Origin of the sequence: Clostridium kluyveri, assembly GCF_001902295.1 — a bacterium.
GTDB lineage: Bacteria > Bacillota > Clostridia > Clostridiales > Clostridiaceae > Clostridium_B > Clostridium_B kluyveri_B.
This window is the reverse complement of sequence record NZ_CP018335.1, coordinates 2818113-2839713: the sequence shown is the minus strand read 5'-3', so window position 1 is coordinate 2839713 and position 21601 is coordinate 2818113. Positions and strand designations below refer to the sequence as shown.

18 protein-coding genes are annotated in these 21601 nt (G+C 33.1%); all 18 read left to right on the top strand.

Annotation, left to right across the window (positions count from 1 at the left end; all coding sequences use genetic code 11):
- The first annotated feature begins 31 nt into the window (after nt 1-31).
- Nucleotides 32-901 (top strand): pyridoxal 5'-phosphate synthase lyase subunit PdxS, encoded by an 870-nt coding sequence (pdxS, locus tag BS101_RS13590; protein WP_073539307.1) that lies wholly within the window; start codon nt 32-34, stop codon nt 899-901.
- Between the two features lie 3 nt (nt 902-904).
- Entirely contained in the window at nt 905-1471 is a 567-nt protein-coding gene (pdxT, locus tag BS101_RS13585; protein WP_073539306.1) for a pyridoxal 5'-phosphate synthase glutaminase subunit PdxT, read from the top strand.
- A gap of 165 nt (nt 1472-1636) precedes the next feature.
- Nucleotides 1637-3820, top strand: coding sequence for a methyl-accepting chemotaxis protein (locus BS101_RS13580; protein ID WP_073539305.1), 2184 nt, complete (start codon nt 1637-1639; stop codon nt 3818-3820).
- 115 nt (nt 3821-3935) lie between these two features.
- Nucleotides 3936-4157, top strand: a complete 222-nt coding sequence (locus BS101_RS13575) for a helix-turn-helix domain-containing protein (RefSeq protein ID WP_012102757.1) — start codon at nt 3936-3938, stop codon at nt 4155-4157.
- 158 nt (nt 4158-4315) lie between these two features.
- Nucleotides 4316-5227 (top strand): ribonuclease Z, encoded by a 912-nt coding sequence (locus BS101_RS13570; RefSeq protein ID WP_073539304.1) that lies wholly within the window; start codon nt 4316-4318, stop codon nt 5225-5227.
- A 165-nt stretch (nt 5228-5392) separates the two neighbouring features.
- Complete coding sequence (locus tag BS101_RS13565) at nt 5393-6571, top strand: PDDEXK nuclease domain-containing protein (RefSeq protein WP_198039480.1); 1179 nt, start codon at nt 5393-5395, stop codon at nt 6569-6571.
- A 103-nt stretch (nt 6572-6674) separates the two neighbouring features.
- Nucleotides 6675-8141, top strand: coding sequence for an MFS transporter (locus BS101_RS13560; RefSeq protein ID WP_073541334.1), 1467 nt, complete (start codon nt 6675-6677; stop codon nt 8139-8141).
- Nucleotides 8142-8348: 207 nt separating this feature from the next.
- Complete coding sequence (locus BS101_RS13555) at nt 8349-9581, top strand: NAD(P)-dependent malic enzyme (protein ID WP_073539303.1); 1233 nt, start codon at nt 8349-8351, stop codon at nt 9579-9581.
- A gap of 183 nt (nt 9582-9764) precedes the next feature.
- Nucleotides 9765-10712: an agmatinase gene (gene speB / locus BS101_RS13550; RefSeq protein WP_073539302.1), complete on the top strand. Its 948-nt coding sequence runs from the start codon at nt 9765-9767 to the stop codon at nt 10710-10712.
- Nucleotides 10713-10941: 229 nt separating this feature from the next.
- Nucleotides 10942-12156 carry a PucR family transcriptional regulator gene (locus BS101_RS13545; protein ID WP_073539301.1) on the top strand — a complete coding sequence of 405 codons (1215 nt, stop codon included), beginning with the start codon at nt 10942-10944 and terminating at the stop codon, nt 12154-12156.
- A 228-nt stretch (nt 12157-12384) separates the two neighbouring features.
- Nucleotides 12385-13533 carry an iron-containing alcohol dehydrogenase gene (locus tag BS101_RS13540; protein WP_073539300.1) on the top strand — a complete coding sequence of 383 codons (1149 nt, stop codon included), beginning with the start codon at nt 12385-12387 and terminating at the stop codon, nt 13531-13533.
- An 11-nt stretch (nt 13534-13544) separates the two neighbouring features.
- Entirely contained in the window at nt 13545-14903 is a 1359-nt protein-coding gene (locus BS101_RS13535; RefSeq protein WP_073539299.1) for an aminotransferase class III-fold pyridoxal phosphate-dependent enzyme, read from the top strand.
- Nucleotides 14904-15032: 129 nt separating this feature from the next.
- A complete protein-coding gene (locus BS101_RS13530) occupies nt 15033-16259 on the top strand; it encodes a Zn-dependent hydrolase (RefSeq protein ID WP_073541333.1) in 1227 nt (408 codons plus the stop codon).
- 39 nt (nt 16260-16298) lie between these two features.
- Entirely contained in the window at nt 16299-17798 is a 1500-nt protein-coding gene (locus tag BS101_RS13525; protein ID WP_073539298.1) for an NCS1 family nucleobase:cation symporter-1, read from the top strand.
- Nucleotides 17799-17827: 29 nt separating this feature from the next.
- A complete protein-coding gene (gene hydA / locus BS101_RS13520; protein WP_073539297.1) occupies nt 17828-19195 on the top strand; it encodes a dihydropyrimidinase in 1368 nt (455 codons plus the stop codon).
- Nucleotides 19196-19220: 25 nt separating this feature from the next.
- A complete protein-coding gene (locus BS101_RS13515) occupies nt 19221-19544 on the top strand; it encodes a hypothetical protein (protein ID WP_073539296.1) in 324 nt (107 codons plus the stop codon).
- Nucleotides 19545-20750, top strand: a complete 1206-nt coding sequence (gene preA / locus BS101_RS13510) for an NAD-dependent dihydropyrimidine dehydrogenase subunit PreA (protein WP_073539295.1) — start codon at nt 19545-19547, stop codon at nt 20748-20750.
- A 304-nt stretch (nt 20751-21054) separates the two neighbouring features.
- Nucleotides 21055-21528: a MarR family transcriptional regulator gene (locus BS101_RS13505; protein ID WP_073539294.1), complete on the top strand. Its 474-nt coding sequence runs from the start codon at nt 21055-21057 to the stop codon at nt 21526-21528.
- The last annotated feature ends 73 nt before the right edge of the window (nt 21529-21601 follow it).

Genomic DNA, 21601 nt, shown 5'->3' with positions numbered 1-21601 from the left:
ATTTAATAAATATTATAGGGGGAAAAATAGTATGAACAAATATGAAATAAATAAAAATTTAGCTCAAATGTTAAAAGGTGGAGTGATAATGGATGTGGTAAATAAGGAACAAGCCGTTATTGCTGAAAAGGCAGGAGCTTGTGCTGTTATGGCTCTTGAAAGAGTACCCTCAGATATAAGAAAACAGGGTGGAGTTGCAAGAATGTCCGATCCTAAAATGATAAAAGAAATAAAAAAAGCGGTGTCAATACCTGTTATGGCAAAGGTTAGAATAGGACATTTTGTAGAAGCCCAGGTATTACAGCAGTTAAATATAGATTTTATAGATGAAAGTGAGGTTTTAACTCCTGCAGACAGCTTTTATCACATAAATAAGTGGGATTTTGAAGTACCTTTTGTATGCGGAGCCAGAAATTTGGGAGAAGCACTTAGAAGGATTGGGGAAGGAGCATCCATGATAAGGACTAAAGGAGAGGCTGGCACTGGAAATGTAGTTGAAGCTGTAACCCATATGAGAACTATGATAGATGAAATAGGAAAAGTTAAAAGTGCAAAACCTGAAGAACTCATGACCTTGGCAAAAGAATTTCAGGCACCTTATGATTTAATAAAATACATATGGCAAAATGGAAAACTTCCTGTAGTAAACTTTGCAGCAGGTGGAATTGCAACTCCGGCAGATGCAGCACTTATGATGCAGCTGGGAGCTGAAGGTGTATTTGTAGGTTCGGGAATATTTAAATCTGAAAATCCGGAAAAAAGAGCCCATGCTATCGTACTTGCCACAACTTATTACAATGATCCTAAGGTAATTCAGGAAGTTTCAGAAGATATTGGAGAGCCTATGCCTGGAATTGAAATTGAAAGCTTAAAAGAGAAATATGCAGGACGGGGATGGTAGGATATGAGAATAGGAGTATTATCTTTTCAAGGAGGGGTAATAGAACATATTCATCATATTGAGTCACTTGGAGCTATTCCTGTGGAAATAAAGAATAAATATGAATTAAATAATATTGATGGGATTATACTTCCAGGTGGAGAGAGTACTACTATTGGCAAACTTTTAATGGATACAGATATGCTTGAACCTTTAAGAAAAAAAATACTCAAAGGACTGCCAATCTGGGGAACTTGTGCCGGTATGATATTACTTGCAAATTCCATAGAGAATTCAAATAAAAGTTATCTTAAGGTTATAGATATTAAAGTAAGAAGGAATGCATATGGAAGTCAAATAGATAGTTTTTATTGTGAGACACTAATTCCTGATATATCATCTTCTAAGATACCTCTAGTTTTTATAAGAGCCCCCTTTATTACCTACCTTGGCAGTAATGTGAAAAGTTTATGCAGTATAAAAGGCAATGTAGTTGCTGCAAAATATAAAAATATTCTCGTAACTTCATTTCATCCTGAACTTACAGATGATTTAAATTTTCATAAATATTTTTTATCTATGTGCAGATAAAAAATTTAGAACTTTAGAATGATAGTATCTAAATTAAACATAGGTTAATTCTAAGTTAAGTTTAAATTAAGAATGCAATTTCTTAACCATAAGTTAAAATTCATACATTATTATAGTAGATAATGGTATTTTTCATATATAGAATTTAATTAGGAGGGAATTGCAGTGTTTCAAATAAGGCAATTTAAATTATCAGAGTTACCTAATTACATAAAGAACAAGATAAAAAAATTTAATTTATCTTCTGTAGTAAGCAAAATAAGAAAATTTAATTTATCCTCTGCAATAAGCAAAATAAGAAAATTACAGTTTCCATTTTTAAAAGCTAAAATAAAAAGATTTGGCTTATTGTCTTTTAATAGTGTAGTTGTAAAGATAATTGCCCAGATAGCTGTATTGGTTGTGTTAATCTGTGGTGTTCTTGGAGTAATAGCCTGCTATAGTTCCTATAAGACAATGGAAAAAAGTATAGATTCTTCACTTCAGGATAAAGCGGTAGAATCATCTAAATTGATAGCATCCATGCTAAATCAGGAAACTAAAGTTATGATTGAAATAGCAAATAGAGAAGAGATAAAGTCCATGAATCCTATTTCTCAAATTCATGTTCTGGAAGAAAGAGCAAAAGCATTAAATTATGCAAGTCTTAGTGTAATGAATTTAAATGGACTAGCTTATATCCAAAGCGGGGAAAAAACACAGATGAATTTAGAAAGTAATGATTCAAAATATCTTGAAAATGCATTGAATGGGAATACAGAAATTGAAGGCCCTTATTTTAATGTTAATGGAGAACAAATAATTGCAGTTGCCGTTCCTATAAAGGATAATAGCAGTAAGGTTGTGGGAGTATTATTTTCAAATATCAGTATGGAAAATCTAAATAAACTTGTTCAGAGTGTGAAAATTGGTAAAAGTGGATATTGTTTTATAATTAATGAGCAGGGTACTAAAGTAGTTCATAAGAATTTAACTCTGGTCTTAAATGGGGATAATACCATAAAAAATGCGAAGAAAGACAAGTCTCTTGCCTCTCTTGCAGAACTGGAAGGAAATATGATAAAGGGCAAAAGTGGGTCAGGCTACTATAAGGAAGGAACAAAGGATATGTTTATGGCATATTCACCTATACCTAATTCACATTGGTATCTTGGAATCACCATAGATAAAGAGGAGATATTTAATGAAGTACAGGTGCTTAAATACAAAATAATCTTTATAACTGTTATATTTATAGTGGTAGGGCTTCTTATGGCACTGCTTATAGCAAGAGGAATAAAAAAACCTCTATTTAAAATAAGGGAATATGCTCTTGAATTATCTAAATTTAATTTAAATTATAGTATACAAATTGAACAAAAAGATGAATTTGGGGACACAGCTTCAGCGTTAAATTATGCCATGGAGGACATAAAAAATATTATAGAAGGCATAAAAAAAGAAAGTAGACAAACACTTAAAGTTACTAATAGTGTAAATGAAATGTTTGAAAAATCCAATAAAGAACTAAATCTTGTATGTGATAAATCCTCTGAAATATGTTCTAATATATCACAAACATTGTATTCCATAGAAGGAGTAGATGAAAAAATTTCAAAAGTAAAAGATAAAATACATGGCATAGTAAAAGAAGTTAATGGAGGAATGATCCTTATAGAGAGTATAAAGGAAAAAGCTGCAAATATTAAAAAGGATACAGAAGAGTCAAAACGTAATTTAGAAGATTATTATGTTAAATCCAGTGAAAAATTGAAAAAGTCATTAGAAGCGGTTAAAGTTGTAAGTACTATTTCAAAAGTGGCAGAAAAAATAAAACATATATCAAAAAATATAAATTTGTTGGCTTTAAATGCCCGTATTGAATCTGTAAAAGCAGGAGAATATGGAAGAGGATTTATGGTAGTGGCAGAAGAGGTGGGAAAGCTTGCTGTACAGTCCTCTGATATGGTAAATACCATACAGGACAATATAAAAGATATTTTATTATCTGTAGTAGAACTGTCGGATTCAGCAGAGGGAATGTTAAAGATGATAGAGAATAATATTCTGTCAGACTATGAAAAAGTTATAGACATAAGTAATGAATATGAAGAAGATGGCAGAAAATTTGAGTCTGTGATACAGATATTCTCTGAATTGACGGAAAATGTGAACAGCTCATCTGTAGAAATTAGTGAAATAATGGATTCAATAGTATATTCTGCAAATCAGTGTACAGAAACTTCCATAAATATATCTGATAATATAGAAAGAATAGAAAATGAGAATAAATCCATAGCAATGTTTACTGTAGAAAATGCATCAAAGGCCAGCAATCTTCTTCACACATTGAAAAAATTCAATACTTGATAACAAATGATGTGATTTTGAGATATGACTAAAAACAAAATTTAATTGTAATTTTCTATTAAAAAGTAGTATAATTAAAAATATAAAAGTTAATATTAAATTAGGGGGTTTTCTTATGTTAAACGGAAAAAAAATTCGTGATATAAGGGTAAGTTTAGGATATACTACTCAGGATATCCAAAATATTACTAGAAATACCAAATTTAAAACTTCAATCTCAAAATCTTATTTAGAAGAACTGGAGAGAGGGGATAAGAAAAATCCGAGCCTTGAAAAAGTTGCTGTAATTGCAAAAATACTTGGCTGTAAAATTGATGATTTAATATTAAGTGCATAGATTTTAAAATTAATTTTTATAAAATTTTATATATGGATAATAGTTAAAATTAATAATATGTAACATAAGCTGCAGGTATATCTGCAGCTTTAATTGTTTAATATACAATAAGACGGATATTATAATATTGAGTTGAAAGAGAGGATAGACTGGAAATTATGTTGGATGTGTGCTTGTTAGGATGTGGAGGAAGTATGCCTATACCGGGCAGAAATCTTACAGCTATGATAGTTTCCTACCAAGGAAGAAAGTTGCTTATAGATTGCGGTGAAGGTACGCAGGTAAGTTTAAAAATATTGGGATGGAAAATTAGAAATATAGACGTGATTTTATTTACACATTTTCATGCAGATCATATAGCAGGACTTCCGGGACTACTGCTTACCATAGCAAATTCAGGAAGATTAGAGCCTATAACTATAATAGGACCTTATGGATTAATAAAAATTGTTACGGGTCTTAAAGTAATAGCACCAGTACTTCCCTATAGTATAGAGCTAGTTGAACTTCATGGAAAAGAGAAGTATTTTCAAAAAATAGGATACTTTAATATAAATATATTATCTGTAGATCATGGAATACCTTGTTTTGCATATTCAATAGATGTACAGAGAAATAGAAAATTCTATAGGGAGAAGGCCTTAAAAAATAAAGTACCGTTGATTTTCTGGAGTAAACTTCAAAAGGGAGAAGAAATAAAACAAGGGGATAAATTGTATACACCTGATATGGTGCTTGGACATGGTCGTAGAGGATTAAAAATATCCTATTGTACAGATTCAAGACCCGGTAGGGAGTTGGTTGAATTTGTAAAGGAATCTGATATTTTTATATGTGAAGGAATGTATGGAGATGATGAAAAAAAGCATAAAGCTATTTCATATAAGCATATGATTTTTTCGGAAGCGGCAGTTATTGCTAAAGAGGCAGAGGTAGAAGAACTATGGCTTACCCACTTTAGTCCTTCAATGATTGAACCACAAGCCTATATAGAAAATGCTAAAAATATATTTAAAAATACTATAATAGGACAGGATAGATATGTGAAAAGTATTAATTTTAAAGAATAAACATAATGTAGTAATATCATACAATGTGATCTTCAATTAAATATACCAAAATAAATACTATTAATTTTAGTAGAAATATTGTAGATTTTACCTTATAATATTATTATGCAATTGCTAAGGTGAAAATAAGATACATAAACAATAGGAGTTATGAGGTGGTTTTGCATGTTGGAGTATCATAATAACCATAATGATATAGGAGCACTCCTTGAACATTTAAATATGGATATAATTCTTTCTAAAAATATGGCCTATAAAGATATAAGTAAAAATATGTTTAGGTTGTACTGGGAAATTGGAAATTTAATTTTAGCCAAGGATGATGAAGGTTGTGGGATAGAATTTATAAATATCTCGGCAGGTTACCTTAAGCTTAAATTCCCTGGGAACTTGAGTTTTACAGAGAAGAATTTAAGGAATATGGCTGCCTTTGCCAGAGAATACGGTTCGCAGGATTTGGTAGATAAAATAGCTTCAAAGGTAAATTGGTCCTGTAATATAATTATAATGCATAAAATAAAGGATTCAGATAAAAGATTAGAATTTATAAATAAGGTTATGGAAAAAGGTTGGTCAATTGAAGAATTGATTAATAATATAGACATGGAATATGGCATAACAGGTGAGGAGGAAGAAGCATTAAAAGAGGATACCTGTTATGAGGATTTGGAATCTATTGAAAGCAAGAGCATTATTATAGAGGAAAATGATTTTGATGAAGATATCAAGTTAAAAAAAAGTGCTGACTTAAATTCAGATAATTCTCATTTTATACAGGATATAGATTTAAAAGAAAATGATTTGGAGAATGAAAGTGAGTTAAAAAATTATTTTTATGTATTAAAAGATGAATACCTATTGGATTTCATGGAAATTTCCGATGAAGTAAAAGAAAAGTATTTTCAAGGACAGTTCATGAAAAATGTGATAGAATTTTTTCTGGAGTTAAAACGAGGATTTGCACTAGTTGGGAAAAAGTATCACATAGAATTGTCTGGTTCTGATTATTATGTGGATTTGCTTTTCTACAATCTGAAGCTTAAATGTTATTTAATTGTTGAATTTAAAATAGGAAAGTTTAAACCTGAGTATTTAGGAATTCTAACATTCCATCTATCCATAGTAGATGATTCAGTTAAAGAAGAAAGAGACAACCCTTCTGTAGGTATAATTCTTTGTAAAGATGGAGAAAAATTAATTGTACAATATGCTTTTAAAGATAAAGAAGCTGCCGGGGATGGAGAATATAAGCTCAACGGGGACATTCCAGAACAGTTTGAAGGAATACTTCCTACAGTGGAGGAAATAGGTTCTGGGATTAAGATGAAGCTTAAGGTAGAATAAATTTTTACAGTAAATATATTCAATGGAAAACTTCAGGATCGTAAATGAACCTGAAGTTTTTTGGAGAGTGCTTGACGGTATTTGGAAGGAAGTGAAATTTAATATGAATTTAGAGAAAGAGAAGAGGAATATAATTATTGCCAGCATGGTGGCTATGTTTCTTGCAGCTGTGGAGGGAACCGTTGTAATTACAGCTGTGCCAACTATAGTAAAGAATTTAAATGGATTTCACCTTATAAGCTGGGTATTTTCTACATATTTACTTACATCAACCATTACCACTCCTATATATGGCAAGTTAGCAGATTTATATGGCAGAAAAAATATTTTAACTTTTGGTATAATAATATTTCTAATAGGCAGCTTTTTATGTGGGCTTTCTCAAAATATGTATTTTCTTATAGCATCCCGTGCTGTCCAGGGAATAGGAGCAGGGTCTATATTTACATTAACTTACACCATAATAGGAGACTTATTTTCTGTTACTGGAAGGGCTAAAGTTCAAGGCTGGCTAAGTACGGTGTGGGGAGTTGCAAGTCTGGTAGGACCTTTTTTGGGAGGATTTTTAATAGATACTTTGTCCTGGCACTGGATTTTTTTTATAAACATACCCTTTGGAATAATATCTGTGGTGCTTATTCAAAGGAACCTTAAAGAAAATTTTCAAAAAAGAGATGTACATATAGATTATTTTGGAACACTTATTTTAACTATTTCTATTATACTTTTTTTATATGGATTTTTGGCTGGAGAAAAGAAAGAAAGTGGAAATATACTCTTTGTGCTTGTATATGTTTTATTGGCAGGTGTGCTTCTTGTTATATTCTATTTTGTAGAAAAAAAAGCAAAAGAACCTGTTATGCCCTTTGAGATATTTACTAAATCAAGTACCATAGTGAATATATTAGGTTTTCTGCAATCCGCTGTATTAATTGCAATGGATGTGTATGTAGTCTTATATATTCAAAATGTGCTCAGCTTTAGTGCCACTATTTCAGGTCTTTGTATGGCACCTATGTCCCTTACCTGGCTTATGTCTTCAATGTTTTTGGCAAAGTATATAACTAAATATAGTAAAAGAAATATAGTTTTATTAAGTTCTATTATATTATTGATTGGAAGTATGGTATTACCTCTATTTAACGTAAATTCTCCATTAATTCTAGTAATACTTGCGGTATCAATACTGGGTTTTGGATTTGGAGGTAATTTAAACACCCAGACTATAGTTATACAGGATTCAGTGGAGTATTCTACGAGGGGGGCAGCAGTGGCAGTTAACACCCTCTTGAGGAATTTGGGTCAAACGATAGGAATAAGTGTATTTGGAAGCATATTTAATTTTAGTATAATAAAATATTTTGAAAACCTAAACATACAAGGTATAGAACCTAGTAATTTATATAATACTCCAGCATTAAACAATAATCTTTCCGCTGAACTTGTAAAAGAGTCTTTAAATTCAGGATTACATGTGCTATTTATATGTTTTATTATTTTAAATGTAATTTCACTGATGCTTTCTTTGTTTTTACCTAAGAGACTTGAAGGAGAACAGCTGGATATATAAGTCAATTCACAGTTCACAGTGCACAATTCACAATTGAAATATGCAGTTTTTTACGTTAAAGAGTATGGAACAGCGGTAATTATACCGTTGAAATGAAAGTGTTTATGACATGGATTTAAAATAGTGATATACTAAATTTTGTAGTAAAAGAGCATCTTAGTTATTTAGATGCCAGAGTAAAATAAATTTTAGGAGGACAATTTATATATGAGTGATTTAAGGGAAAGAGCCTTAAAATTTCATAGTGAAAATCAAGGCAAAATTGCATTAAAATGTAAAGTACCTGTAAAAAATAAAGAGGATTTGACTCTTGCATATACTCCAGGAGTAGCAGAGCCTTGTCTGGAAATTAAAAAAGATGAAAGTAAAATATATGAATATACTTCCAAAGGGAATTGGGTAGCGGTAGTTACAAATGGAACAGCGGTACTTGGCCTTGGAGATATAGGAGCTGGGGCGGGAATGCCTGTTATGGAAGGAAAATGTGTATTATTTAAGGCCTTTGCCGGAGTTGATGCTTTTCCTATATGTCTGGATACAAAAAATGTACATAAAATTGTAGAGGCTGTAAAGTTGATGGAGCCAACCTTTGGAGGAATAAACTTAGAAGACATAAAAGCACCGGAATGCTTTGAGATAGAGGATGAATTAAAGAAAATAAGTAATATTCCCATATTTCATGATGACCAGCATGGCACTGCAGTAGTTTCTTCTGCCTGTATTATAAATGCACTAAAAATTGTGAATAAGGAATTTTCCAGTATAAAGGTAGTGATAAATGGAGCAGGTGCAGCAGGCACTGCTATTACAAAGCTTCTTTTGAAAATGGGAGTAAAGGATGTAGTAATTTGTGACAGCAAGGGTACAATATACAAAGGAAGAACTTCAGGAATGAATGAATATAAAGAAGAACTTGCAGATATAACCAATAAATCCATTGTAAAGGGAGATTTAAAAGAGGCATTAAAAGGGGCAGATGTATTTTTAGGAGTATCTAAAGCTAATTGTGTTACTGAGGAAATGGTGAAGTCCATGAATGTAGATCCAATAGTAATGGCAATGGCAAATCCCAATCCTGAAATATTGCCAGAGGCTGCTTTAAGAGCAGGAGCTAAAATTGTGTGTACTGGAAGATCAGATTTCCCAAATCAGGTTAATAATGTACTGGCTTTTCCAGGCATATTCAGAGGGGCACTGGATGTTTATGCTTCACAGATAAATGATGAAATGAAAATAGCTGCAGCTTATGCCATAGCAGATTTGGTAGATAAAGATAAGCTTTTACCAGAATATGTTATACCAGAGGCTTTTGATCTTAGAATAGCTCCTAAAGTAGCTGCTGCGGTAGCTAAGGCTGCTATCGATACGAAAGTTGCAAGAAATACAGATGTTACTCCAGAGCAAGTTGAACAACATACTAGAAATATTTTAGGTATATAAAGGAGTAATATAATTTTAGCGAGAATTTTTTGTGAAATTAGGAACAACTATTAGTTTTAGTTGTTCCTTTTTATTTGACAGTAATCTTCAGTATTAAAATGTTAAAATAATAGGGTTATTGTTGACAATTTATTTATATGGCGATTATAATTTAAATAATGTATTAGACGGGAGGAATTTATTATGAGTAAAAATCAATTACCAGATGCTTCACTATTACCTAGATTTTGTGATATGGGCAATTTTATGAGATTACAAAAAAAAGAAAATGCAGATGGATTGGATGTAGGAATTTTAGGAATACCTTTTGATACAGCATCTTCATTTCGCACTGGTTCCAGATTTGGTCCAAGTAGTATTCGTAAAATTTCTACTATGATTAAACCTAACAATATAATAATGGGAGTAAATATTGTGGATATTCTAAATATAGCAGATTTGGGAGATGTTCCAATCGTCCCTGGATATATAAAAGAAAGTTATGATGCTATTTACAAAAGCGTTTCTGAAGTTCTAGATGCTGGAGCTGTGCCTCTGTGTTTAGGTGGAGATCATTCAATTACTTTAGGTGAATTACGTGCTGTTTATAAAAAACATGGAAAAGTTTCTTTAATACATTTTGACTCTCATTTGGATTTGGGTAAAAGTGTATTTGGTAAATATTATACCCATGGAACGCCATTTAGAAGGGCATTGGAAGAAGGCTTAATTGACCCTTCAACCTCAATCCAAATTGGTATACGTGGTTCTATGTATGATTTAAATGATATTAAAATATCAGAAGATTTAGGATTCGAGGTCATTACAGCACATAAATTACACAAAATGACAGAAGAAGAATTAGGAGAGAAAATTAAAGGAAGGGTAGGACAGGGAAAAGCATTTTTAACATTTGACATTGATTTTGTAGATCCGGCTTATGCCCCTGGTACTGGAACTCCTGAAGTTGGAGGGTTTACATCTCATGAAACATTGTCTTATATACAGCAACTAAAGGATATCAATTTTGTAGGATGTGACATTGTAGAGGTAGCTCCAGATTATGACTGCAGTGAAATTACTGCATATCTGGCGGCAAGTATTGGTTTTGAATTCATGTCTATATTGGCATGTAAAAAGCAGTGCCTATGAATAATTTAAAAATAATTTAATTGACAGGTTTTTATAGATTTGAAGGAATTAAATACAGGTAACTGCTGCGTTAATTATTGCAGCAGTTTTTTATTTAGGCTTTTATATGGCAATTCCTTAAGTTTATCATATGTGGATATTTATTTTATTCATCAAATAAAGTTATAATAGAATATAGTACATTTTAGTTATGGATTTTTAAATTTATTTTTTATGGAGAGTGAGAAGTATGTTTGTAACTTGTAAAAACATATTGAATCTACCAGGACTTGAAAAGATGAAAGTTGTAGCGGGAAAAGGCGGCCTAAACAAAGTAATTAGATGGGTGCATGTTACTGAAGTTCCTGATGTGTCTAATTGGGTAAAAGGTGGAGAACTTTTATTTATTACAGGTGTGGCCATAGGAAACAATACAGAGCTGCTGCTGCAATTTGTAAAGGATATTAATATGAGAAAGCTGGCAGGACTTGTTATAAATATAGGCCCTTATATTAAAAAAACACCTAAAGAGATATTGGACTTTGCAGACAGTGTGGATTTTCCAATATTTGAACTGCCCTTTGAAGTTAGATTAATAGATATAACTCAAAATATTTGTAGAACTATTTTTACAGAAAAGTTGGAAAAAGAATCTATGAGTAATTTTATGAGAGAAATAATTTTTGAGGATGTAAATATCACTGAAGAAATGTTAAACAGGGCTGTTCTATATGGATACAATGAAAATAAAAACTATTGTGCCCTGGTAGTTGATATAGATAATTTCAGACTTTATTTGAAAGAAAATGAATTGCAAGATGAGGATACGATTTCCAATATAAAAAATCGTATTCAGGAAACCATTGAATATGTAATGTATAAAAATAATAAAAAATGCCTTTACACTATGCAAAGTGATGCTTTCTTTTTTATGGTGCCTATGGAGAAAGAAAATAATAATATAGATTATATTGCAGGAACTATAAAAAATCAGATAAATAAGACCATTTGTTTTATTACTGTAAGTATAGGTATTGGGGGAGTTTGTAACCATTTAAGAGGCTTTAACAAAGTTATTTTGGAGGGTAGAAAAGCTCTTGAAACTACAAAGTTTTACAAAAAAAATGATTGCATTATAAATTACAAGGATTTAGGTATATTTAGATTGTTTTTTGAAATAAATAATCACGATGAAATGAGAAAATTATTTAATGAAAATTTATTAAAATTAAAAAAATATGATGAAAAAAATTCTTCTAATCTCCTGCAAACTTTAATTGTATATTTAAGGGAAAATAGAAATTTGGGTAAAACTGCAGAGATATTATATATTCACAGGAATACCATAAAATATAGGGTGAAAAGAATAGAAGAAATATTGAATTGTGATTTGAAAGATGAGGAGGTAATATTTAATATTAAACTTTGTATAAGGATAGGAATATTTTTAAATCTAATCAAGTAATTCAAAGCTCATACCCTACTTTTAAGGAGTGAAAATTGCAAAAGTATCTTTTGTAATTGTTATTTTTTTTGTATAAATTTATAATGTACAAAAAAATAACAATATATTTGTACACCATGGATATATGATTACGTTTTTATATATGATAATTTATATCCATAATATTTATTATATTATCAAAAAATATTATAATAAATTATTGAATTTTAAATGAGCTGAGGTGTTTTTATGAATTATTCTATATTCCAATGTCCAAGGGACATAATCTATGGAGAGGATGTAGTAGATCTAGTTGGAGTTAAGTCTTTGAAATTGGGAAAGAAGGCATTGATAGTAACGGGCAAACATTCATCTAAAAAAACTGGAGCCTTAGATAAGGTTTCAGATAGTTTGAAAAAATCAGATTTAGAGTATGTAGTATTTAACAAAGTGGAATCAGATCCCAGTGTAAATACAGTAAGACTGGGGGTAGAGACTGCCAAAGAGGAAAATATAGATGTGATAGTGGCATTAGGAGGAGGGAGTGCGCTAGATGCTGCCAAGGCCATAAGTATGGTATCCACTAATGGGGGAGATATTTTGGATTATGAAAATAAGGCTCCAGAGATTGAGGGAATTCCTATAGTGGCAGTACCTACTACTGCAGGTACAGGCAGTGAAGTTACCAAATATTCTATAATAACAGATACAGAGAGAAAGATTAAAATGCTGATTGGCAGTGATTTCCTCATTCCTAAGGTGGCTATTTTAGATCCAAACCTTACTAAGATGATGCCGCCAAGTATCACCGCGGCAACGGGCATGGATGCCTTTACCCATGCTGTGGAAGCATATATATCCAATGCTGCCCAGCCTATGTCTGATGTTTATGCAGTAAAAGCCATAGAGCTTATTACAAGTAATTTAATAAAAGCGGTATTAAAAGAGGATGACATGGAAGCTAGAGGTAACATGTTACTTGCCCAAATGTATGCAGGTCTTGCTTTTAGTAATTCATCTACGGCACTTGTCCATTCTATGTCCAGGCCCCTTGGAGCCTATTATAAAGTTCCTCATGGCCTTGCAAATGCACTGCTTCTTCCAGAAGTAATGAGATTTAATAGAGCTGCATGTTCGGAGAAATTTAAATTTATTGCCAAGACTATGGGAGAAAATATAGAGGGAAAATCTACAAGAGAAGCTAGCTATTTGGCTATGGAATCCATAAAAAATTTATTTTCAGAAACAGGGCTTCCAAAAAGTTTAAAAGAAGTGGGAGTGGATAAAGATAATTTTGACAAAATGGCAAAGGATGCCATAGAAAATAAGAGTACAACACTTAATCCTAGAAAGCCTACACTAGGGCAGCTTATAGAAATATATGAAACCATATATTAGGGGGAATAGAAATGGAAATTTTGCAAAATGAGGAATTGTGTTTAGAAAGTAATAAAATAAAAGAATATGATAAAAAGTATAATTTACATTCCTGGAGTGCACAAAAAAAATTAGATCCACTTGTAATTACAAAAGCTGAAGGAATTTACTTTTGGGACAGTACAGGTAAAAAGTATTTTGATATGTCCTCACAGCTTGTAAATTTAAATATAGGACATGGAAATAAAAAAGTGATAAATGCTATAAAAGAGCAGGCGGATAAAATGCCTTTTATAGGCCCTGGATATGCAGTTGATGTAAGGTCAAAGCTTGCGGCTAAAGTTATAGAAAAAGCTCCTAAAAATATGGGAAAAGTATTTTTTACATTAGGTGGGGCAGATTCTAATGAAAATGCCATAAAAATAGCTAAAATGGTAACAGGAAGATTTAAAATATTTTCCAGATACCGTTCTTACCATGGGGCAAGTTTTGGAGCTGCAAATTTAACAGGAGAGCCAAGAAGGTATACCTGTGAACCTGGTATACCAGGATTTGTTAAATTTTTTGATCCCTATGTTTATAGGGAAAGTATAAGATTTGAAAGTGAAGAAGAAGCATGTGAATATTATCTTGGAAAATTAAAAGAGCAATTAATATATGAGGGAACCGAAACTGTGGCGGCTATTTTCCTAGAAACTGTAACAGGAAGCAATGGTGTAATTATTCCACCTAAGGGATATCTTCAAGGTATAAGAAAGCTATGTGATGAATTTGGAATAATGATGGTATGCGATGAAGTTATGGCCGGATGGGGTAGAACTGGGGAATGGTTTGCCTGCAATAATTGGGATGTAGAGCCAGATATTATTACTTTTGCAAAAGGTGTCACCTGTGGATATGTGCCTATGGGAGGAGTTATTGTAAGCAAAAAGATAGGTGAATATTTTGATGATAATGTGCTTATGTGTGGACTTACTTATAATGCCCATCCACTGGGATGTGCTGCAGGATGTGCAACTATAGAAGTGTATGAAGAAGAAAATTTAATAGAAAATTCTAAAAAAATGGGTGTTGTTTTGGGACAAAAACTAGAACAGATAAAACAAAAACATGCAAGTGTAGGAGATGTTAGATATATAGGTCTATTTTCTGCGGTAGAGCTGGTTAAAAATAAAAATACAAGAGAAGCACTAGTTCCTTATGGAAAGGATCCAGAAGGGATAATGGGTAAAATTGTAGGTATGTTAAAGGAAAAAGGATTTTCAACCTATTCTCATGAAAATTGTATAATGGTAGCTCCTCCACTTATTATTAAGAAGGAAGAATTGGAAGAGGCAGTGGATATTTTGGATAAAGTATTAGATTTCGTAGATGAATATATAGAGAAATAGAAAAAATTAAAAAATAAGTGCCTTTTAAAATATATACAAAGGCATCTATAAATTAAAAATAATCGCGTGTTATATTCTAAACTAATTTAACGAATTTGTAAAGGAGATTTATTCATGGAAGTAGAAGAAATGAAAAAAATTACCTGTGATAAAGAGGGCATGGAGGATAAAATTGTAACTTTTAGTAAATTTGGTGATACTGGAAAGGGCGGTATAACAAGGCTATCCTTATCGAAGGTAGCCCTTCAGGCAAGGGGAGAATTTTCAAAAAGAATGAAAGCACTAGGGGCAGAAATTATAACGGATGATATGGGAAATATGTATGCTACTTTTAAAGGTTCAGAAAATCTTCCACGTATTGCAATGGGATCCCATTGTGATTCAGTAGTACAGGGCGGAAATTATGACGGAATTTTAGGGGTTTTAACTGCAATGGAAGCAGTTGAAACTATAGTTAAAGAAAATATTCCACATCGTCATCCAATTACGGTTATGATCTGGACTAATGAAGAAGGAGCACGTTTTGATCCTGCCATGATGTCATCAGGTGTTGTTACTGGTAAGTTTGATAAGGCAAAGATGCTGGCATCAAAAGATACAGAAGGTATAACTTTTGGAGAAGCCTTGGATGCAAGCGGATATAAAGGTGATGAAAAGAATAGGATAAATCCTAAGGATTATAAAGCTCTTCTTGAGCTGCATATTGAGCAGGGACCAGTACTTGAGGCCTCAAAAAAGGACATTGGTGTGGTAGAAGGTGTTGTTGGAATGGTCAACTATGAATTTGAATTTACAGGTCAGGCTGGACATGCAGGAACTGTCCCACAAAAAATGAGAAAAGATGCCCTTTTAGCTGCCTCTGAGGCCATTTTGTATCTTCACAGAGAACTTGACAAACTTGATGATAAGCTAGTTTATACTACTGGCAGAATTAACTGTTCACCCAATGTGCACACAATTATACCAGAGCATGTTAAATTTACTTTGGATGCAAGGCACCAAGATCCAAAAGTAGTAGAGAAGGTAGTTAAAATCATTAAGAACATTCCCTGTGAACTTGCAGGTTGTAAAGTTAACTACAAGGAATTGTGGGCACGTAAAACTGTCAGCTTTAATAAAGAATTAGTGAATTTAGTTGAAAAGAATGCAGATCTTTATGGATACTCCAATATGAGAATGTACAGTGGACCTGGACATGATGCCCAGTTTGCAGCTGATATGCTGCCTGTAACTATGATATTTGTTCCAAGTATTGGTGGACACAGCCATTGTGAAATAGAAAAAACTCCTCTTGATAATTGTGTAAAAGGGACTAATGTATTGCTTCAGACTATATTAGATATAGATAAGATGTAAAACAATATATTTGTTTATTAAAAGAAAGAAGGGATTATTATGGAACAACTCAGAGAAAAAGAAATATATGAGTTAGATAAATCAGATATAAATGTTACAGAAAGTAAATTATATAATGATGATAATGCCCCTGTACCTGTTAAAGAGAGAACCTGGAATACTTATAATTTTACTGCACTTTGGATTGGAATGGCCCACTGCATACCTACCTATATGCTGGCAGGGAGTTTAATATCACTGGGAATGAATTGGAATCAGGCTTTATTTACCATTACTCTTGGGAATCTTATAGTTTTAATACCTATTTTATTAAATGCTCATCCTGGAACTAAATATGGAATAAATTTTCCTGTTTTCTCCAGAGCGGCTTTTGGAGTATTTGGTGCCAATATACCTGCAGTACTCAGAGCTATTGTAGCCTGTGGATGGTTCGGAATCAATACTTATATAGGTGGAAGTGCGTTGAATGTATTATTTTCTGCTGTAATTCCAGGATGGGAAACTCTGGGCGGAAGCTTTCAAATAGCGGGATTGAGCTTGCCTGCGGCTATAACATTTATGATATTCTGGGGCATACAGATGTTTATTATATTCAAAGGAATGGAACAGCTTAAAAAATTTGAAAATTGGGCTGCACCGGCAGTAATAGTCTTAGCCGTATTTTTGGTAATTTGGGCAGTTAGCTCTGCACATGGCTTTGGACCTCTTTTAAGTGAGGAAAGTAAGCTGAAAAATATGGGTGATTTTATGAAGGTATTTCCTGCAGCACTTACCAGTATGGTAGGATTTTGGGCTACTCTTTCATTGAACATACCTGATTTTACAAGATTTGCAAAAGGACAAAAAGAGCAAATGGTGGGACAGTCTTTAGGGCTTCCTATAACTATGACTATATTTTCCGCAATGGGTATAATAATAACTTCTGCTACCGTAGTTATATATGGTAAAGCCATGTGGGATCCGGTAGATATAATAGCCAAATTTACTAATCCTATAGCATTATTAATTGGATTTTTCGGAATAGTGGTGGCTTCTCTCTCTGTTAATATAGCGGCAAATATTGTCTCTCCGGCAAATGATTTTTCAAATATGGCGCCTAAACACATAAGCTTTAAAATGGGAAGTCTTATTACAGGTATTATTGGAATACTTATAATGCCATGGAAACTACTGTCTGATCCTAGTGGATATATATATGCTTGGCTTGGAACTTATTCTGGAATTCTTGGACCTGTAGCAGCAATAATTATTTGTGATTATTGGATTATAAAAAAGAAAAATTTAGTTCTTAAGGATCTATATCTAACAAAAGGGAAATATACTTATAACAAAGGTTTTAACTTAAAGGCTGTTATTTCACTGATTGTAGGCATATTTGCAGCCCTTATAGGCAAGATAATTCCAAGTTTAAGCGGATTGGCTAATTATGCCTGGTTCGTAGGTTTTGCAGTATCTTTTGTGATTTACTATTTATTAAGCGCTTCTTCAAAGGAGCCAGAGTCAGCTGCAGGACTTGCAAATGAATCAAGTAATTCTTAGGTTCAGATTAATAGAGAGGTGATAAGTAAATGGATACGATTATAAAAAATGGTATTATAATAACGGCATCAGATACCTATAGGGCAGACATAGGAATAAAAAACGGAAAAATTGCAGCTGTGGCCAGCCAGCTCGAAGATATAAATGCCAAAATAGTTGATGTAGAAGGAAAGTATGTACTTCCAGGTGCTATAGATGCTCACACTCACCTTGAAATGCCCTTTGGAGGGACGGTATCAGCAGATGGATATGAAGCAGGTACAAGAGCTGCTGCCTGCGGCGGAACAACCACAGTTTTTGATTTTGCACTTCAGAAAAAGGGGTATGGATTAATTCAAACTGCCAAAGAAAGGGATGAATTATGTGCACCTGCAGCTTGTGTTGATTATGCTTTTCATCTGGTGGTGTCGGACTTGAGACCAGAAATTTTAGAGGAATTAAAAACTTGTGTAGATTATGGAATACCCAGTTTTAAAGTATTTATGGTATATAAAAAGGAAGGGCTGATGGCAGATGATGGAGTACTGTGTCAGATGCTTGAAAAGTCCAAAGAGGTAGGTGCCATTATAGCAGTTCATGCAGAAAATCCTGATTTAATAGATATAAGGACGGAGCAATTTTTAAAAGAGGGAAAAACTTCTCCCTGGTATCACTATCTTTCAAGACCAGAATTTGTAGAAGCGGAAGCAGATAAAAGGGCAATGCACTGGGCTAAGGCATTAAATGCTCCTTTATATATAGTTCATCTTGCGAATAAGGAAGGGATGGAAGAAGTTAAAAAGGCCAGGGATGAAGGATATGAAATATATGCAGAAACCTGTCCTCAATATTTATATTTTACCAATCAAGTTTATAAAAGGGAAGATGGGAGAAATTTTGTATGTTCTCCTCCAATAAAGGGAAAGGAAAGCCAAGATGCCCTATGGCAGGGTATAAAAACTGGAGATATTGCAACTATAGCTACAGATCACTGCCCATTTCAATCCTATGAAAAGGATTGGGGAAAGGACGATTTCACTAAGATACCAAATGGATGTATGGGTATAGAAAATATGTATCCCTACATGTTAAGTGAAGCTAATAAAGGAAGACTCTCTTTTAATAAGGTAGTAGAAGTATGTTCTACAAATCCTGCTAGAATATATGGATGCTTTCCTGAAAAAGGCAGTATTACAGTGGGCTCAGATGCGGATATTGTTGTATATGATCCACATAAGGATTTTACTATTTCCAAAGAGAATATGCATTCAGATGTGGATCATACCATATGGGAGGGAGTGAAATTGAAAGGATATCCTGTTATGACTTTTTCAAGGGGAAGGCTGGTATTTAAAGATGGAGAATTTTTAGGAGAACCTGGCTGGGGAAAATTTTTAAAGAGGAAGAGGAGAATATAGTTTAATGTAGATAGGAGGCTTTTAAATGGAAGGTAATATAAAATTCAAACAGATAATAGAAGAAGTGGCAAGATGCCTTTTATGTTATGATCCACCCTGTAGTAAAGCATGTCCAGGTAAAAAGGCTCCATCAGATATTATAATGTCTTTAAGATTTAAAAATTATAAGGGAGCTTATTATAAGACTATGGAAGACTTGAATAGGGCGGGAGAATGTGGTGTGGCCTGTAATAATAAGATGTATTGTCAGAGAAACTGTATAAGAGGCAAGATTGATAGACCTATAAAAATAAAGATGGTACATGAATTTTTATATAAAAAGCATTCAAAACTGGAGGGGGTTAAATAAATGAAAGATCTTTCAATAGAATTTTGTGGTATAGAATGTGAAAATCCATTTTTTTTGTCCTCTTCTGTGGTAGGCAATAATTTTGAAATGTGTTCCAAGGCACTGGATATGGGATGGGCAGGTGTAGTATTTAAAACTATTGGATTTTATATTCCAAATGAAGTATCTCCAAGATTTGATGTAATAGGTAAAGAAAATGTACCTTTTGTAGGCTTTAGAAATTTAGAGCAGATTTCAGACCATCCCCTAGAAGAGAATCTGGAACATATGAGAAAATTAAAACAAAAATATCCCCAAAAAATTTTAGTCGCATCCATTATGGGAGAAACTGAAGAAGAGTGGACCAAATTGGCGGAGATGGTTACCCAAATAGGAGCGGATATAATTGAATGCAATTTTTCCTGTCCCCAAATGTCTTCACAGTCCATGGGGGCGGATGTAGGGCAGAGCCCTGAACTTGTGGAAAATTACTGCAGGGCAGTGAGAAAGGGAAGCTCCTTACCTATACTTGCCAAGATGACACCTAATCTTTCAGATATGGTAGTACCTGCAGCTGCTTCCATACGGGGTGGAGCTGATGGAATAGCTGCTATCAATACAATAAAGAGTATAACCAGGGTAGATTTAAATAAATTTTCACCTTATCCTATAATAGGGGGAAAATCATCAGTATCTGGATATTCAGGGAAAGCCATAAAACCTATAGCTCTTAGATTTATACAGGATTTGGCTAAAAGTTCTAAATTAAAAGGCATTCCTATAAGTGGCATGGGTGGAATTGAAACTTGGGAAGATGCAGTAGAATTTATGCTTTTGGGAGCTTCAAATATTCAGGTCACTACGGCAATTATGCAGTATGGGTACAGGATAATAAAAGATTTAATCAGCGGATTATCTTACTACATGGAGGAAAAAGGATTTAATGTGTTAGAAGACTTAGTGGGTTTTGCACTCAAAAATGTAGTTCCAGCAGATAAACTGGACAGAAGTTATGTAGTGTATCCAGAGTTTACATATCACAACTGTGTAGGCTGCGGCAGATGCTATATATCTTGTTATGATGGAGGCCATCAGGCCATAAAGTGGGACTATGAAAATAGGAAACCTTCATTATTAAAAAATAAATGTGCAGGGTGTCATCTGTGTCTAAACATATGTCCAGTAGAGGATATAGTATCTGGGGAGAAGATTAAAAAAATTATTTGATTTAAAGAAACAAACTGTAAGTAATGTTACAGTTTCAGACTTCAGACAAAGTCTTAGTCAGACTTAAGTCTACAGTCTTGTGCAAGTGTCTTGACACTTGCACCGCTTGCCGTTTAGTGGATTGGTTTATTTAATCAATTATTATCAGATGATAACTAGCGTTTATTTACTCAGTACTTAGATGCTTTTGGCTCTCTTTTTTCACGTATAGCTCGATTCCTAAAATAATTATTTTAATATTGTTGAAATAGAAACAAAGATTTAATATAATATTGTTAATATACCAACGAGTGGAGGACAGGTCATGAAAAAAGAAGAACAGGTCATAATGGGTTTCAGGGACTTATTAAACAAGTTGGTTCGGCTTAATAAGTTTAAAATGGAAGATAGTCTTAAGGGTTATAAGTCTTCTGAAGTACATTGCATCGAATACATTGGAAGAAATGTAGATTCCAACGTGACAAAACTTGCAGAGTCCTTTTATATGACTACCGGTGCCATAAGTAAGCTAACTAAGAAGCTCATAAGAAAGGGTATCATTAAAAGCTATCAGAAGCTAGATAATAAGAAAGAAATCTATTTCCGGCTTACTGAACAAGGACAAAGAATTTATAAAGTCCATGAGGAATTGCACAAAGAGTTTCAAGAGCGGGATAAAGCCGTATTTGAGCAAGTAACCGAGGAACAATTTGACAGTATGCTTAGCTTCGTGGAAAAGTATAGTAGGCATTTGGATGCAGAAATAAAGAAACTGGGTGTAGATATTAAGTCAGAATAAATTTGAATAATGAAAATAAAACCACAGGCAGCCAAGCTCTATTGAGAACAGGCTGCATTTTTATTGCTATTAT